Genomic DNA, 14,786 nt, shown 5'->3' on the forward strand with positions numbered 1-14,786 from the left:
TATCAAGCATCTATTATGGATAATGAGTGTTCCTAATCGGTTTTTGATAATATGTGAATTTTTATTTTCGTTGAAATAAGACGGATCATATTGTAATTTATTTTTCTTATTTTTAGGAGGCATTTACCATGACATTAACAGGTAAAGTAAAATGGTTTAACAGCGAAAAAGGTTTCGGTTTCATCGAAGTTGAAGACGGTAACGATGTATTCGTTCACTTCTCTGCTATCACTGGCGACGGTTTCAAATCTCTTGACGAAGGTCAAGAAGTTAGCTTCGAAGTTGAAGACGGCAACCGCGGACCTCAAGCTAAAAACGTTGTAAAGCTATAATTTAAACAATAAAAAGGTTGTTACCATCGCACGGTTAACAACCTTTTTAATATATAATTAAAAAATTTTACATAAAAGGAGTGGTCACATGTATCGCAATCGCAAGAACGATGTAGCAGAAGTACCACCAGAACAAACACCTGTTTGGGAATGTGAATCAGAGGATTGTTTAGGTTGGATGAGAAAGAACTTTTCATTTGAAGAAGAGCCAAAATGCCCTTTATGTAAAAGTAACATGAAAAGCGGAGAACGTTTACTACCTAAATTAGGTTAATGGTTTCATACCCCTCTTATCTTTTGGTAAGAGGGGTTCTTTATTTTTTCCTTACTATTTAATTATAAAAGAAAAACCATGCCTACTATTTCTCATGGTTCTTGTCTAAGTCTGTTCTTATAATGGAATATATATATACATCCCGTTGTTGATTTCCTTGATGAATATAGCCCCTTAGTAGTCCCTCTTTCTGAAACCCTATTTTGGATAACATCTTACAAGATGCTACATTTTCAGGATATGTAATTGCACCAATTCTGAATATCCCAAGTTCTTGAAAACTATATGTGATGATTTGTTCTACAGCTTCTGTCGCATAGCCTTTTCCCCAATAAGAAGGATGCAAATCATAACCAATTTCAGAACGTTTACTCCAAAGTTGTAAATTATTTAATCCAATTGTACCAATTAACGTACCTGTTTCCTTTAATACAATTCCCCAGCGGATGGCACGCTTCTCAAAAAAGTTCTTCGAAAAAGATTCAATCATACGGGAAGCTTGGCCAAATTCTGTAAAAGAATTCATTCCGTAATAACGCGTAACCTCTTCAAGCGAAAAGATTTCATATATTTTTTGACAATACGATTGATCGATTTCAACTAAATGTAACCGTTCTGTTTCTAAAATTGGAAATGCCATGAAACCCCTCCTTTTCTTGCTACTGATTTATTATATCAGAAAAACCTTCTCTTATTGGAAGGTTTATCATAAATAAATCCTGTTTTCAAAATAGATGAAACAAGCTTTCCTGATATTTTCTTAATTGGCTGCTCTATCATCTTTACCTATCTAAAATTGGATATTTTTGTTAAAATATTCATAAACAATGCGGCAAATGGTTATTCAACATGAAGATTAGAGTTATATTAGCGGAGGTGACTGAAAAATGTATATTTTTATAGGTATTGCTCTCTTGTTCATTTTGTTTGTTTTTTTATTCGCACAGAAATTCGCACCCAACTCAGCTATGATGACAAGCTTCAGAGGAAATAGCCTCAAGACATTTATAATTGGACTAGTAATTGCCTCAGCATTATCACTTTCTTATGGGATTTATCACGCAGCCACTTACCAACCTTCTTTATTACACATTGAAATAAACAACACACCATATATCGTTTCAGGAGATATCGGTGAATTTGGTTACTTCTCAGAACAATTAATCAAACAGGAAAAAGAAACTGAACTCTATTTTGCTTCTTGGAAAACATTACATTTAGAAAACCCTCAAATTATCATAGAATATCCTTCTGGTAAAAAAGAAACTTGGAAACCGAATATATCTCTAATAAAAAACGCATCCTCAAAAGAACTGAAAGAAAAATATAAAATAAAAGAGATTTATGAGCTCTCTCCCTATTCATTTAAAGAACCCGGGAACGTCACATTAACAATTACAGAAAATAAAACGATGCGTGCAAAAACTGTAATAAAAGTTAAATAGTAAAATTAAAACAGACGAAATCCCTCTCTTATACTAGAGAGGGATTTCGTCAAAAATATAAAGATTCCTTTATTCAAAGTGATTATTCAAAGCTTTTACAATCTTCTCTGCTGTTTTCTTTCCATTTCCAATACAAGCCCCAATACCTACACCATAATATGAAGCCCCGGCTAAATAAACATTTGGAAAAACAGCCGATAATTTCTCATTTAAAGATTGAACTGCGTGATTATGTTCCAAATGGTAATTTGGCATTAAATCTTTCCAATTTGTCACTTCAATGACTTGTGCTTCCCCTTGAATCCCAAGACTTTTTTCAATATCAGATAAAGCAACTTGAACTAATTCTTCCGCACTTTTTTGTTTTATTTTTTCATAAGCAGGATTTGAGCTTTTATAAAACATTCTCACTAATAAATTTTGCTTATCCGATGTATGCTTCCACTTCCTGCTCGTCCATGTACACGCATCGCAAAATAAATCGCTATTTTCTGAAACGATAAAGCCTGTCCCATCCGCCGGCAATTGTTCATCCGGTATTTCAAATCCTAAATAAATACTAATCAGTGAAGAATTTTTCAGCTTATTGAAATCATTTTCTAATTCCTTAGAACCTAGTAAAGGTTGTGCAACATCATGTGGGGTAGCTAAAACAACATAATCCGCTTGAATTACCTCTTGATTGGCAAAAGAAACTTCATATCCTTCATTAACCTTACGTACATTCGTCGTTGTTATTCCTTTTCGTATATCAGTCTCAGTCAACTCTTCTTCTAGACGATCAATAATCGTAGAAAGACCTTTTTTAAATGACAAAAACTTTTTATTTCCAGCAGCTTGAAATTGTTTTTTGTTTACTTCAAACCCTTTCATAATACTGCCATATGTATTTTTGTAATCAAGTAAGTAAGGTAATGTAGATGCCATTGTAAGCTCATTCAATTTACCAGAATACACGCCTGAAAGAACAGGAGAAATCTGTTTCTCAACCAATTCTTTTCCTAAAAAACTTTCTAAAAATATAGCGAGTGAGGTATCTTTCGTAAATTCTTTATTTTTTGTAATAAAGTCTTTCAGTGCAATAATTTTCCCCTTCGTTGAAACTAACGTACTACTAAATAATGACTCTACACTCATTGGTATACCAAATACTGTGTCAGCAGGAATCGGATGTAACGTATTATTTGAGTAGATGTAAGAAATACCCGTTTCGTTATATACCATCTCGTCTTCTAAATTCAGTTCTTTTACAAATGGTATAACATTTTCATTTCGAGCAACAATCGAATCTGCTCCTGTTTCCATAATAAAATCATTTTCTTTCACACTGTGAATTTTCCCGCCTAAATATTCACTTTTCTCTACCAGGATTAATTTTAAGTCTATATTGGAATCCTTTTGTAATCTTTCTAAGTAATACATCGTAGAAAGACCTGTAATCCCTCCACCTATGACAACAACTGTTTTCATACTTGCTGCTCTCCTAACCGATACGATAATAAACTCCTTTATTATTATAACCAAAAATTAGCTTACTGGACTAGCAGCTGACAAAGTTCGCAAAATGTACATACTATTTCTACTTAAGCTTTCAATAACATTATATAGTTAATTAATTTGTCTAGTTCTTGACTTACTGTAAGTACCTTTTCATGCTGAAATCCATAATTAGATACTAGTGTAAATAGTTCTTCTTTTTTCGCTTCAATGATTTGTTCTAATTTTCCCATCTCCATATCGTAATGAATCGCTCCAATTTAAAATGTATGTACTTTAGTATAAAGTATTTACATAATAAGTAAAAGTATCATTTTTAAGCAAATATGACATCTAAAAAAATAAATAAACGGATACTCCCAATTTAAATGCGATAGATAAAAGAGCATATATTATACTATGCCAAAAGAAAAAAGAGACTTAGAAAGATCATTTCCTAAGCCTCTTTTTTATATGGTATGAAAGCATTCGTATCGCTTTCTATTATTTACTTAATTATGTACAATTAAACCATTGGGTCTAAGACGGCTCATCATAATTTCATCAATGAACTTACCGTGAGATTTTAAACTCCCTCTTTTTATACCTTCTTCTTTAAATCCAAATTTTTCATATAACGCCTTTGCACCAGGATTTATTTCCAAAACACCAAGTTCTACTCTCTCGAGCATTAACCAATTATCTGCAAGATCCAACATTTTTGTAAGCAAAGCTTTTCCAATGCCCTTATTGTGGTATTCACTATTTACACCAATGAATAAGTCTCCCGAATGTGACCTGCGCCCCTGCCCTTGTGTTAAACCAACAAACCCAACAACTTTCCCATCATACTCCGCAACAAATTCAAATTGGTTGGGAGCTAAGTTTCGAATTCTATTTTCCATTGCATCTACTCGCATACTAGGCAAGAAAACCATGTATGGTAAAACATCATTTTGTATGCATATATGATGAATTGCTCTAGCATCTTGTACCTCTACTGCTCGAATGATAACTTCCATCATCTTCTCTCCTCCTACCTCATACAGTAAAGATTCTTTATCATACAAAAAAATCCTGCTTAAGGATGGTTAATTTGATAGAATGACAACATTGCTGGCAGTTTTTGATTGTTCACTTAACCCTGGTATTTCAATTAAATCAAATGAGACTCTTTGCCCTTTCGATAAATATCTAACATTATCTGGAAACCTATCCAAATCAGGTGCGATTGAGCTAAAATGGACAAAAACAGGCTCCTCCTTATTTCTATCTAATAAAATACTCCCATATCCTTCTTCTTTTTTAAACCATTCCACAATACCTTCATATTTTTCTTTCATCTGGATCTCCCTTCATTTTCTAAAATCTAATCGTAAAAATACATCCTGTTCTTTTTGGTTCATATTATATTCGTAATAATGGATTATTTTACCTTAATTATTATATAATACTTAAGTTCATAATTTGTTTTAAGGGGGAGTATAAAATGACAACACTAGGAATCATTCGTCACGGCAGTACACACTGGAATAAAGAAGGTAGAGCGCAAGGGAATTCCAATATCCCACTTGATCCAGACGGTTTCTCTGATGCTTACAAACTTGCAGAACGTTTAGCTACAGAAAATTGGGATATTATCTATTCTAGTGATCTATTAAGAGCAAAACAAACTGCTGAAGCAATAGGAAAAAATATTGATAATATAGAAATCTATTTAGATCCTAGACTCCGTGAAGCCGGTGGTGGAGAAATTGAAGGAACAACTGAAGAAGAGCGCATTTCAAAATGGGGAGAAAATTGGAGAAATCTTAATTTAGGGATTGAAAGTGCTGACAGTGTTTTGGCAAGAGCTTTACCTCTTATTGAAGAAATTACATATAAACATCCTAACAAAAACGTCTTAATCGTTAGCCATGGTGCATTTATTAAGTACCTTCTTAAGGAATTAGTACCGCAGTTGAACATGACAGATTCTCTTAAAAACACATCCATAACGAAAATTAGAAAACTAGAGAACGGATGGGATTCAGAATTATATAATTGTACAATACATTTAAATTAACTCCCTAAAATCCTAACAAAAAAGACCTACTACTAAGGTCTTTTTTATTTTTTAGTTGTTTACAAATATAAGATACCAACTACTATATAATGCTTAACTCTTTCCCTATTATTACATAAGAAATCTGATTTTTAATTTTATCCCGCATTAACGGACAGTAACACTCCCACCTCAAAATTCAGCGAAAACAAAGAAGTTAGGTGTGGGATGGAGAAAACCCCCACTGATTAAAGTTTCACTTTATAATTTCCACACATACTCGCTCCTCTTACAAATTAACCTTTCTGCAGAATCCCATTACTTATTTCTTTGGCTGTAATAAGAATAATGTTAAACCAATTAAAATAAGTACAATTCCTATCCCTTGTTGCAAAGAAATAACCTCTTCCAAGATAAAGTATGCAAGGACGCACGTTCCAATCGTCTCTCCTAATATACTCATAGAAATAACTGTAGTACTTAACCATTTCAACAACCAATTGAAAATGGTTTGCCCTAAAATCGTTGCAATCAGTGCTAATCCAATAAAAGACCACCATGTTTGTGCGGAATAATTAACGAAAGATGTTTTTTGACTAAAGGCAAACATTCCTAAAAATAATGCACTGCTTCCATAACTAATAACTGAATATGGAACAAGAGATAGCTTTTTACGAACATGTTGACCTACGAAAAAATAAGCAGTTATGATACCCGCAGCAATAAAAGCTAATATGTCGCCAAATAAAGCCTGGCCACTAATTTGAAAATCTTGCCACCCAATAACGATACTTCCAGCAATCGCTATAAGACAACCTAGTACAGCACCTTTACTGAATCTTTCTTTAAATAGAAAATAGCCTCCAACCATTGAAAAAAGTGGCTGTAATGTAACAATAACCGTTGAACTTGCTACAGAAGTGTAATGTAGTGATTCAAACCATAAAACATAATGTGCTGCTAGAAATATACCGGATAATAGCCCAAATCCCCACTGTTTTTTTGATAATGAATATAGTTCATTTCGATCCTTTTTATTGATCAGTAAAAATGGCAACAGCATAATTGTCGCAAAAAATAGTCGATAAAATGCTGTGATTGCCGCTGGTGCATCTGCTAACTTTACAAAGATTGCCGAAGTTGATAAAGCAAATACGCCAAAAAATAAAACTAAATAAGAAAAAATTGGTGATTTCAATTTTATATCCCCCACTGCTTCGTTTATAATAATAAAATATATACATTATAATGTACAAACGTAAGTATAAAGCTATTAAGCAATGAAAGAAAGTGCAAATTGCTTATGTTTAGTATGTCAGCACAAAGGAATTCAAATATACATTATGATGGAAAGGAGCTTTACCATGATCAATCATCGCCTTGGTCAAACTGTATTAAGCTATCGTAAGAAAAACGATATGACAATTCGCGAATTTGCTGACTATGCAGGTATCAGTACATCACTTATTAGCCAAATCGAAAGAGGTCAAGCAAATCCTTCATTAAGCGTACTAGAATTAATCGCCAAAGCATTAAATGTACCATTGTTTACACTTTTTATTAACGATATTGATACAGATTCACTCATTTCGAGAAAAAAAGATCGTAAGAAAGTTTATCGTGAAAATAACGATCATATCGTCTATGATGTATTAACGCCAGATTTTATGAAAGCACGTATTGAACTCTTAATGATGGACTTAAATGCACACGCAATCACTACGGAAAGCCATTATTCACACGAAGAAAAAGAAGAAATCGCTGTTGTTATGAAAGGACAAGCGTATGTTGAACTAGAAGGAACTGAATATTTTTTAGACGAAGGTGATGTAGTGCGTATTCCGCCAAATGTAAAACATCGATTTTTGAATAAAAGCGATGAAGCAAATCATATTTTATTTGTATTAACGCCATCTTTAGCTTAACGACTAAAGATTTCTATTCTTATTTTCAATATGTAAAAAAGATATAACAAGTAATAATATCCTTATTAAACAAACGCGTACTTTTCATTACAAAAACAAAAAAGGCTCTTTTCTAAAAGATTGTTGCTATTGAAAATAAATAACAAATTGTTATTCATAAAATCGACCTGATAATAGAATTTGTGCAAAGCTGTTCCAATTAGGCTTATCTGATAGTGTATTTGTATCAGTCATCCAAGCCTCTATCGCATCAAGATACATCTCCAAGGAGAGATTTTCCCATTCATCTTTGTTTTTATCTAAATCTACTTTTAAGGATTTAATAAATGCTATTAAATCCTCCTTTGTTCTCACATCATCGCATTTTTCATAAATATCCATTTATTATACCTCCGTAACAGTCATTCTGATTGTATTAACAGTTAAAACTACAAGAACTAAGAATCATTTCTATGAAGAATATTCTTTTTTCCTTTATCACTCTCCAAGAAAAATGTTTCGTCACTCTCAACAATTCCTTCAAGTGGTTGATGACCAAGAGAGCGAATAGCATTTAGCATTTTATGTCTCCAATAACATCTGTTTTCTCATTGTTGATAAACTAGCGTTTCACGATATATTCCCCCAATATTACTGCTACTAATTTTTATTACATTTTTCATGTATTCATTTTATGTAGCTAGAATTTAAAGCCGTGAGTATCATACACTTTTATAGTAACGAATTATTATTTTATAGGAGTGATCCCAATGAAACACTTTATAGTAATGTTTAGTTCTATTTTGATAGCAAGTATGATTTCCGACTTAATATATTTTCTTATCGATCTTAATTATAACTTGTTTATTGATAAATTTGACTTCTTATTGTTCACGTTGGATGTTGGAATTTATTTAAGCGTCTTTTTACCAATATACTTTCTTTTACGTAAACTTCTATTAAAAGAATAGAACTTTAATCATAATTTTCTCAAGTCATTTACTAGCAGTGTTTTCTCCCCCTGCTAGTAATTTGGACTAATCTCCTCTTTATCATAGTAAGCTGAAAATGAAGGCTATAAAAATGGAGTGTGATTTTATGGAACGGTTATGGATTCCGATGATCGTTACGTTCTTTTCATTTGGTGGATTACTATTAGGCGGCGCTGTTGGACTTGCAACGCGGCAACTTATTGAAGAGAAAATGCACTGTTTATATGCACTATGTGGCGGTATTTTATTTGGATTATTATCTTTAGAAATCATTCCCGAAACTTTTTCAAGCTATGAAGTCATTGGCCCTATGCTCGGAATCACCATGGGTATATTCATTATGAGTTTACTAGATAATTATTGCCATCACCCTATTATGCATAAAACAGACAAGCAAGCATGGCAAACTTTTTTATTTCTCTCTTTTGCTATCTTTATTCACAATATGCCAAGCGGATTTGCATTAGGGACTGCCTTTACAAGTCATAACGAAACTGCAATTAAGTTCTTATTTGCGATTGTCATACACCATATTCCAGAAGGATTAGCCTTAATTATTCCTTTTCTATTTACACATCATAAATATATTTCATTTTTATTAACAATTTTGCTATTATCAATTATCCTCGGCACTGGTACACTCTTTGGAATTATGATGAAAGGGAACGCACTTCACTTACAAGGGCTCATAATGGGGAGTGCAATCGGTTCTTTAGGCTATGTCACAATACATGAAATGTTATGGAAAGCGAAGAAATTCCTTTCTCCTGTTCTCTTTCTTGCTTGGTCTATTAGTGGCTTTTTACTCATAGCAGTCTTTACTCTTTTCTTTGGTCATCATTAAAATAAGAATTTGTTTTTGTATATTTTACCTATTTTTTCAAAACATAATAGTATTTCAATACACAAGGAGGATCTATTATGTTTCGTAAAACAGCGGGTGAAGTACTTGTTGATTTGCTTATCGAATGGGGCGTTGATCACATTTATGGCATGCCTGGGGATTCAATCAATTCTATTATTGAACCACTTCGAAAAAAACAAGACAAAATTAAATTCATTCAAGTTCGTCATGAAGAAGCCGGTGCTTTAGCAGCAGCTTCCTATGCAAAATTAACAGGTAAACTCGGCGTTTGTATGGCGATTGCTGGGCCTGGGGCGATTCATTTATTAAATGGATTATATGACGCGAAGCTAGATCAAGCGCCCGTTCTTGCGATTACAGGTCAAGTTGAATCTGATTTACTAGGAACAGGGTTTTTCCAAGAGGTCAACTTAGAAAGAATGTTTGATGATGTGGCTATTTATAATCAACGAATTATGTCAGCTGAACAACTCCCTGCGGTTGTAAACCAAGCGATTCGTATGGCATATACAAAGAAAGGTGTATCTGTCCTTACCATACCAGATGATGTTCCGAAGTTCGAAGTAGAAGCTGGTGCACGTATAACAAATTCTTCTTTTACATTGCCTGAACTTTTTCCGCAAGAAGAGGATTTAAAATTAGCAAAACTAGCATTAAATGAAGCGAAAAAGCCCGTTATTTTAGCTGGAAAAGGAGCAAAACATGCAAGAGACTCTTTACTTGCATTCGCAGAACACATTGGTGCTCCAATCGTTTTAACACTTCCAGCAAAAGGGATCATCCCTGATGAACATCCTCTTTGTATAGGTGGATTAGGGTTAATTGGGACAAAACCGTCTTACGAAGCAATGAAAAATGCAGATACATTAATCATGGTTGGTACTTCTTATCCTTTCACTGGCTTTTTACCTGAAAAAGCAAAAACACTTCACATTGATACGGATCCTGCTCAAATTGGAAAACGTTATGCGACAGATATCGGATTAGCCGGTGACGCAGATAAAACATTGAAATGGTTTTTAGAAAATGTGGAGAAACATGACGATCACTCATTCCTAGAACATCATCAAGAACTAATGAAAAAATGGGAAGAAAAATTGCATAATCAAGAAGAGGACTCTTCTACACCAATTAAACCACAAAGAGTGATGCATGCCCTGCAACATGTTGCGCACGATGATGCCATTTTATCAGTAGATGTTGGGAATGTAACAGTATGGGCTGCCCGTCATTTTCGGATGACGAACCAACAATTCATCATCTCCAGTTGGCTTGCAACGCTTGGGTGCGGCCTACCTGGCGCAATTGCTGGGCGACTTGCTTATCCAAATAAACAAGTCTTTGCAATTTGCGGTGATGGTGGATTTGGAATGACGATGAATGATTTTGTAACTGCTGTTAAGTATAAATTACCAATTATCGTCGTTGTCTTAAATAACCATAAAATCGCTATGATTAAATTCGAACAAGAAGTAATGGGAAATGTTGAATTTGGCACAGATTTAACAAACCCTAATTTTGCAAAATACGCAGAGATATGTGGCGGAGTTGGTTACCGTGTTGAACATATCGATGAATTACTTCCTGCTTTTGAAAATGCAGTTAAGCAAGATAAACCGTGTATTATTGATGTAGTAGTAGATGTAAATGAAGCACCGATGCCTGCCAAAATTACATTTGGACAAGCTGCAGGTTATACGAAACATATGTTAAAAGAGTTATTTGAAGAAGGGAAAATTGACTTACCACCTTTATAAAAATGAACAAAATAAAAAGACGCTCAAAAATTGAGCGTCTTTTACATTTACTATTTTGTAACAACTTGTCTTGCCTTAACATTTTCATTATTTTCTCTCATAAACTCTTCAATCTCTTCAACCGTTCTAATGATATCTTTTGATAAGTTTTCATATCCGTCCTTTGTGACAAGAATATCATCTTCAATACGAATTCCAATTGATTCTTCTTCAATATACAAACCTGGTTCTATCGTAATGACCATACCTTCTTCTAATACTCTATCTTTGTATGTTCCTACATCATGAGTATCTAAACCGAGGAAATGGCTCACACCATGATAATAATATTTAGATAGTTCCTCATCTTCTTGAATTAAACCAATGTCTTTACACTCTTCTGCCAGTACTTTTTTTGTATGTTCATTTAATGCAGCGAATTTTAATCCTGGCTTTATAAGTTCAGTTGTTTCTTTTAATGCCTTTAATACAATATTATATATTTGTTTTTGGCGATTAGAGAATGTTCCACTAGCTGGGAATGTGTAACTAATATCAGCATTGTAGTAGTCTTTTTGAGCACCTAAATCGAGCAGTACTAAATCACCTTGTTGCACTTTCGCATCATTATCTTCATAATGCAGCACAGTAGCATTTTTACCACTCGCCAAAATTGTATCGAATGCATGATATTTAATACCAGACGATTTTAATGTGAAATCAAAATGCGCTTCTAATTCATATTCCATTATGCCTGCTTTCGCTTGTTTCAGCACATTATAAATACCCTCTTGAGTAACCGCAATTGCTTCTTTTATTTTTTCAATTTCTTCATCTGTTTTGAACACTCGTAATTCACAAATGTTCGGATAGACATTCCCAATTGAAAGATGAGGATATTGTTCTCTTACGTGCTTCGCAAATGCTAGCGCCTTCGTCTCAGTACCTTTCCAATTACGACGTTCCAAATCTAAATACACATGTTTCACATTTTCTGCGAAAAGTGTATTCGCAATTGTTACTTCAAAACTTTCTATATATACAACCTTCTTAATACCGGAAATATTTTCTGCTTCTTCTTTCGAAACGGTTTTACCAACCCATTTTTCAAGCACTGGATCTGGCTTTTCAATGAAAAGAGTTTCTTCTACACTATCTCCAAACTTTTTTAAAATAAAAATAACATTTGGCTCATCGATTCCCGTTAAATAGTAAAAATTTCGATTCGGCACAAATTTATAGTGTGCATCAGCTGACATATGTGGTGCCTGTCCGGCAAATAAAATAGTAATCGATCCATCTGGCAATGTTCTCGTTAATCGTTCTCTATTTTGGGCAAAAAATGTTGGCTTCATAATAATCCCCCTTGAATTCTATGTATCAAAACAAATTATCCAATGTAATTCATTTTATTATTGTTATAATTTTTCGTCAATTAATAATTATCGTGTAGAAAGTAAAACATTAATCAATAAGCGTCCTACTGCCAGTTTAAGCGAGATAAAGATTCTCCAACAATTCCTTTTCACTCGAAATCATGCATATCACTCCATAATTTCTTAACATTTATTCCATATACTCAAAATCTCATACATATAGGTGTAAAAAAACAATAAAGCTATTATATTTTAACACCAAAAACAAGCATAACCCCGTTCCAAATTTAAGACGGGGTTATGCTTGTTTAATTTTCGATATAAGATACTTCACTGTACTCAAAAATATAACAATAAAGTCGTTTAAAACATAATAGAGTTGTTTAAAATTGTTGACTTTCGAACAAAAGAAAACCGCCTCTTATAGAGAGCAGTTTTACTTATATTCATTCTTATGCAAATTCTGAAGCATATTCTTCGTATATCTTTAATGTATTAAGCAATCGAGCTGATTCAATCATGATTTCGTTCGATGAATCCGTTACACAAATGACAATAAATCGATTATCATTTCTGTCTCCAAACAATCCTTCTGATTCAAGTTCCATTAACACATTTAACGATTCTTTCAACAGTGTATTTACTCGCATGTTAAAGTCATCTTCGACGGTTTCATGATATTTCTTAATAATTTTGTTCACTTCATCAAACATTCCGAAATCGTCCCATTCGCTCCACTCAACAGCTCCATATCTATAATAATTGTATAAAGGGTCCGATTTATTAACTTTGATCAGTCTCTCTTTATTAGCCACTGGTCCAATGCTATTGACACAATCGTCTGTTAATATGGAGTACCCATATATTGTGTCAACACCGCACCTAGTTATAAGTTCGTTATAATGACAACGAATTGCATTTTTCAACTCAACATATAAACTTTCTTGAAGATGCATTTTCACCGTATTTCCTCCGTTCTTTTTGTAGCGACATGTTGTTACATACTTCTGTAGTTTTAAAATAATGTTTGATTAAAAATACACATATTAACCTTACTATATGATTCTCTGATTAAAAAAACGTATAAAAAATTTGGGAATAGTAACACCTATACGTTATTATTCTCCTTTTTTATAGAAATGGTTCGAATCACAGGCAATAACCCATCCTATAATTACTAACGTTATAGAAAACAACTTAAGACACGCCCTATATATAATCTAAATCTTTAAGATAAATGACGGATAATGAAAAAATAGCGCCCGATACTTGAATATCGATTCTACAAAACAATCACTTAAATCTCAAAAGGGAACTTCAATTAAAGCCTCCGTTAGCGAAAGAAGAAAAGTGTTTAATTCTAAACAAAATCGGGATTATTTAAATCATTATTTTTAATAACTACATCCGCATTAAATTGAGGTGAATGTTTCTCTAAGTAGAGTTTCGAAGCTGCATGATACCTTTTAATGAACATTTCTTCGGCTCTTTCATAGCTTCCAAAAGCTCGTTCTTCCCGTTTAGCCCCTCTTTTTCTCGCTACTTCAAAGTCAGTATTAACGAAGATTTTAAAATCATATAATTATGTAGGTCTTCAGCTTCTTCCATAGTTATATAATTATCAAACTCAGGAGCATATTTCCGAAAAATATTTCTAATTTGATTTAACATTTCAGTTTTCGGCTCAATGATTGACGACATATGCCAAAAAACAGCCATTACTCCGTTTTTTTTCAGTAAGTTGTAAGCTTGAGGGTATCCAATCTCTGGCTTAATCCAATGAAATGCTGTAGCTGCAAAAATTAAGTCATATGTTTCCTGTTCACCCTTGAAATCCTCAAAGGATGTACATAAAGCGTTGAAATTTTGATATTCAGAGTATTTTTTTAATAAATACTCAACTTGTTTTTCTCCAAGCTCTAATCCTGTAATAGAATATCGATTTTTCACAAAATATTCAGTAGCTTGACCTGGACCTATTTCAAGTATTTTTGCTTCATTCTTTATCATTGCATATTCAACAATATCCGTAAACAAATCAGTTGTATAACCTGGTCGAGCTATTTCATAATCAGCGACTATATCATTAAAGACATTTTTATTTCCAAATATTAATACACCTCCTCTGCAAGTTTTATCATACATTTCTTTAATCCCAATTGTGATCATTTATATTTATACTTTCTAGTTTTTATGGATTACTTTTTTATGGTTTATTTTTGTTCACACTAGCAATACCAAAAGTATTCAATTTCTCTTGAGATTCTTCCTCCATTAAATGGCCCGATTGCTGAATAACATGACCGACATTTTTCAAACAACTTTATTATGTTTTAAACGAC

At 33.2% G+C, this 14,786-nt stretch carries 17 protein-coding genes and 2 pseudogenes; 7 read left to right on the forward strand and 12 right to left on the reverse strand.

Annotated elements, in window-relative coordinates; genetic code table 11:
* Positions 1 to 128 precede the first annotated feature (128 nt).
* Together cspD and CN373_RS07470 are read left to right on the forward strand one after the other, a co-directional pair.
* Positions 129 to 332, forward strand: coding sequence for a cold-shock protein CspD (gene cspD, locus CN373_RS07465; RefSeq protein WP_000176367.1), 204 nt, complete (start codon positions 129 to 131; stop codon positions 330 to 332).
* An 88-nt stretch (positions 333 to 420) separates the two neighbouring features.
* A complete protein-coding gene (locus CN373_RS07470; protein ID WP_000286200.1) occupies positions 421 to 606 on the forward strand; it encodes a cold-shock protein in 186 nt (61 codons plus the stop codon).
* An 85-nt stretch (positions 607 to 691) separates the two neighbouring features.
* Here the strand turns inward: CN373_RS07470 and CN373_RS07475 are convergent, their stop codons facing one another.
* Entirely contained in the window at positions 692 to 1,246 is a 555-nt protein-coding gene (locus tag CN373_RS07475) for a GNAT family N-acetyltransferase (RefSeq protein WP_000885369.1), read from the reverse strand.
* 247 nt (positions 1,247 to 1,493) lie between these two features.
* Between CN373_RS07475 and CN373_RS07480 the strand changes: the two genes are divergently transcribed.
* Complete coding sequence (locus tag CN373_RS07480; protein ID WP_000275220.1) at positions 1,494 to 2,051, forward strand: hypothetical protein; 558 nt, start codon at positions 1,494 to 1,496, stop codon at positions 2,049 to 2,051.
* Positions 2,052 to 2,120: 69 nt separating this feature from the next.
* Here CN373_RS07480 and CN373_RS07485 read toward each other — a convergent pair whose 3' ends face one another.
* The 4 genes from CN373_RS07485 to CN373_RS07500 all read right to left on the reverse strand — a co-directional run bounded on the left by CN373_RS07485 (position 2,121) and on the right by CN373_RS07500 (position 4,870).
* Positions 2,121 to 3,521: a protoporphyrinogen oxidase gene (locus CN373_RS07485; RefSeq protein WP_000860389.1), complete on the reverse strand. Its 1,401-nt coding sequence runs from the start codon at positions 3,519 to 3,521 to the stop codon at positions 2,121 to 2,123.
* Positions 3,522 to 3,634: 113 nt separating this feature from the next.
* Positions 3,635 to 3,787, reverse strand: a complete 153-nt coding sequence (locus tag CN373_RS07490; RefSeq protein WP_000425134.1) for an aspartyl-phosphate phosphatase Spo0E family protein — start codon at positions 3,785 to 3,787, stop codon at positions 3,635 to 3,637.
* 252 nt (positions 3,788 to 4,039) lie between these two features.
* Positions 4,040 to 4,549, reverse strand: coding sequence for a GNAT family N-acetyltransferase (locus CN373_RS07495; protein ID WP_033664689.1), 510 nt, complete (start codon positions 4,547 to 4,549; stop codon positions 4,040 to 4,042).
* A 69-nt stretch (positions 4,550 to 4,618) separates the two neighbouring features.
* On the reverse strand, positions 4,619 to 4,870 hold the full coding sequence (locus CN373_RS07500) for a cold-shock protein (RefSeq protein WP_000660921.1): 252 nt from the start codon (positions 4,868 to 4,870) through the stop codon (positions 4,619 to 4,621).
* Between the two features lie 146 nt (positions 4,871 to 5,016).
* Between CN373_RS07500 and CN373_RS07505 the strand changes: the two genes are divergently transcribed.
* Entirely contained in the window at positions 5,017 to 5,592 is a 576-nt protein-coding gene (locus CN373_RS07505) for a histidine phosphatase family protein (RefSeq protein ID WP_000209214.1), read from the forward strand.
* Positions 5,593 to 5,893: 301 nt separating this feature from the next.
* On the opposite strand, the gene CN373_RS07510 is transcribed toward CN373_RS07505, so the two are convergent.
* Entirely contained in the window at positions 5,894 to 6,769 is an 876-nt protein-coding gene (locus tag CN373_RS07510) for a DMT family transporter (RefSeq protein ID WP_098359025.1), read from the reverse strand.
* A gap of 166 nt (positions 6,770 to 6,935) precedes the next feature.
* Between CN373_RS07510 and CN373_RS07515 the strand changes: the two genes are divergently transcribed.
* Positions 6,936 to 7,496 carry a helix-turn-helix domain-containing protein gene (locus CN373_RS07515; RefSeq protein WP_000607095.1) on the forward strand — a complete coding sequence of 187 codons (561 nt, stop codon included), beginning with the start codon at positions 6,936 to 6,938 and terminating at the stop codon, positions 7,494 to 7,496.
* A gap of 150 nt (positions 7,497 to 7,646) precedes the next feature.
* Here the strand turns inward: CN373_RS07515 and CN373_RS07520 are convergent, their stop codons facing one another.
* Positions 7,647 to 7,877, reverse strand: coding sequence for a DUF7660 family protein (locus CN373_RS07520; protein ID WP_000356073.1), 231 nt, complete (start codon positions 7,875 to 7,877; stop codon positions 7,647 to 7,649).
* 68 nt (positions 7,878 to 7,945) lie between these two features.
* A pseudogene (locus CN373_RS07525) lies at positions 7,946 to 8,071 on the reverse strand (IS1595 family transposase); the annotation flags it as partial.
* 502 nt (positions 8,072 to 8,573) lie between these two features.
* On the opposite strand from CN373_RS07525, the gene CN373_RS07535 reads away from it, so the two are divergent.
* Positions 8,574 to 9,311: a ZIP family metal transporter gene (locus CN373_RS07535; RefSeq protein ID WP_000440610.1), complete on the forward strand. Its 738-nt coding sequence runs from the start codon at positions 8,574 to 8,576 to the stop codon at positions 9,309 to 9,311.
* A gap of 77 nt (positions 9,312 to 9,388) precedes the next feature.
* Positions 9,389 to 11,089 carry a pyruvate oxidase gene (locus CN373_RS07540; protein WP_000488918.1) on the forward strand — a complete coding sequence of 567 codons (1,701 nt, stop codon included), beginning with the start codon at positions 9,389 to 9,391 and terminating at the stop codon, positions 11,087 to 11,089.
* A gap of 50 nt (positions 11,090 to 11,139) precedes the next feature.
* Here CN373_RS07540 and CN373_RS07545 read toward each other — a convergent pair whose 3' ends face one another.
* The 4 genes and pseudogenes from CN373_RS07545 to CN373_RS07560 all read right to left on the reverse strand — a co-directional run bounded on the left by CN373_RS07545 (position 11,140) and on the right by CN373_RS07560 (position 14,613).
* Positions 11,140 to 12,423 (reverse strand): aminopeptidase P family protein, encoded by a 1,284-nt coding sequence (locus CN373_RS07545; protein WP_000805080.1) that lies wholly within the window; start codon positions 12,421 to 12,423, stop codon positions 11,140 to 11,142.
* Between the two features lie 473 nt (positions 12,424 to 12,896).
* Positions 12,897 to 13,406, reverse strand: a complete 510-nt coding sequence (locus tag CN373_RS07550; protein ID WP_098359026.1) for a DUF4303 domain-containing protein — start codon at positions 13,404 to 13,406, stop codon at positions 12,897 to 12,899.
* A gap of 398 nt (positions 13,407 to 13,804) precedes the next feature.
* Positions 13,805 to 14,026 (reverse strand): annotated as a pseudogene (locus tag CN373_RS25805) (hypothetical protein); the annotation flags it as partial.
* Positions 13,984 to 14,613 (reverse strand): class I SAM-dependent methyltransferase, encoded by a 630-nt coding sequence (locus CN373_RS07560; RefSeq protein ID WP_002056651.1) that lies wholly within the window; start codon positions 14,611 to 14,613, stop codon positions 13,984 to 13,986. The gene CN373_RS07560 and the pseudogene CN373_RS25805, both read right to left, overlap by 43 nt.
* Positions 14,614 to 14,786 lie beyond the last annotated feature (173 nt).

This window comes from Bacillus cereus, assembly GCF_002561295.1.
GTDB classification, from domain to species: Bacteria; Bacillota; Bacilli; order Bacillales; family Bacillaceae_G; genus Bacillus_A; species Bacillus_A cereus_S.

Coding starts and splice junctions, on each gene's coding strand:
- CN373_RS07560 (WP_002056651.1), bottom strand. CDS start 14,613: ATGATCACAATTGGGATTAAAGAAATGTATGATAAAACTTGCAGAGGA.
- CN373_RS07520 (WP_000356073.1), bottom strand. CDS start 7,877: ATGGATATTTATGAAAAATGCGATGATGTGAGAACAAAGGAGGATTTA.
- CN373_RS07515 (WP_000607095.1), top strand. CDS start 6,936: ATGATCAATCATCGCCTTGGTCAAACTGTATTAAGCTATCGTAAGAAA.
- CN373_RS07485 (WP_000860389.1), bottom strand. CDS start 3,521: ATGAAAACAGTTGTTGTCATAGGTGGAGGGATTACAGGTCTTTCTACG.
- CN373_RS07475 (WP_000885369.1), bottom strand. CDS start 1,246: ATGGCATTTCCAATTTTAGAAACAGAACGGTTACATTTAGTTGAAATC.
- CN373_RS07470 (WP_000286200.1), top strand. CDS start 421: ATGTATCGCAATCGCAAGAACGATGTAGCAGAAGTACCACCAGAACAA.
- CN373_RS07495 (WP_033664689.1), bottom strand. CDS start 4,549: ATGGAAGTTATCATTCGAGCAGTAGAGGTACAAGATGCTAGAGCAATT.
- cspD (WP_000176367.1), top strand. CDS start 129: ATGACATTAACAGGTAAAGTAAAATGGTTTAACAGCGAAAAAGGTTTC.
- CN373_RS07490 (WP_000425134.1), bottom strand. CDS start 3,787: ATGGAGATGGGAAAATTAGAACAAATCATTGAAGCGAAAAAAGAAGAA.
- CN373_RS07540 (WP_000488918.1), top strand. CDS start 9,389: ATGTTTCGTAAAACAGCGGGTGAAGTACTTGTTGATTTGCTTATCGAA.
- CN373_RS07500 (WP_000660921.1), bottom strand. CDS start 4,870: ATGAAAGAAAAATATGAAGGTATTGTGGAATGGTTTAAAAAAGAAGAA.
- CN373_RS07505 (WP_000209214.1), top strand. CDS start 5,017: ATGACAACACTAGGAATCATTCGTCACGGCAGTACACACTGGAATAAA.
- CN373_RS07480 (WP_000275220.1), top strand. CDS start 1,494: ATGTATATTTTTATAGGTATTGCTCTCTTGTTCATTTTGTTTGTTTTT.
- CN373_RS07545 (WP_000805080.1), bottom strand. CDS start 12,423: ATGAAGCCAACATTTTTTGCCCAAAATAGAGAACGATTAACGAGAACA.
- CN373_RS07535 (WP_000440610.1), top strand. CDS start 8,574: ATGGAACGGTTATGGATTCCGATGATCGTTACGTTCTTTTCATTTGGT.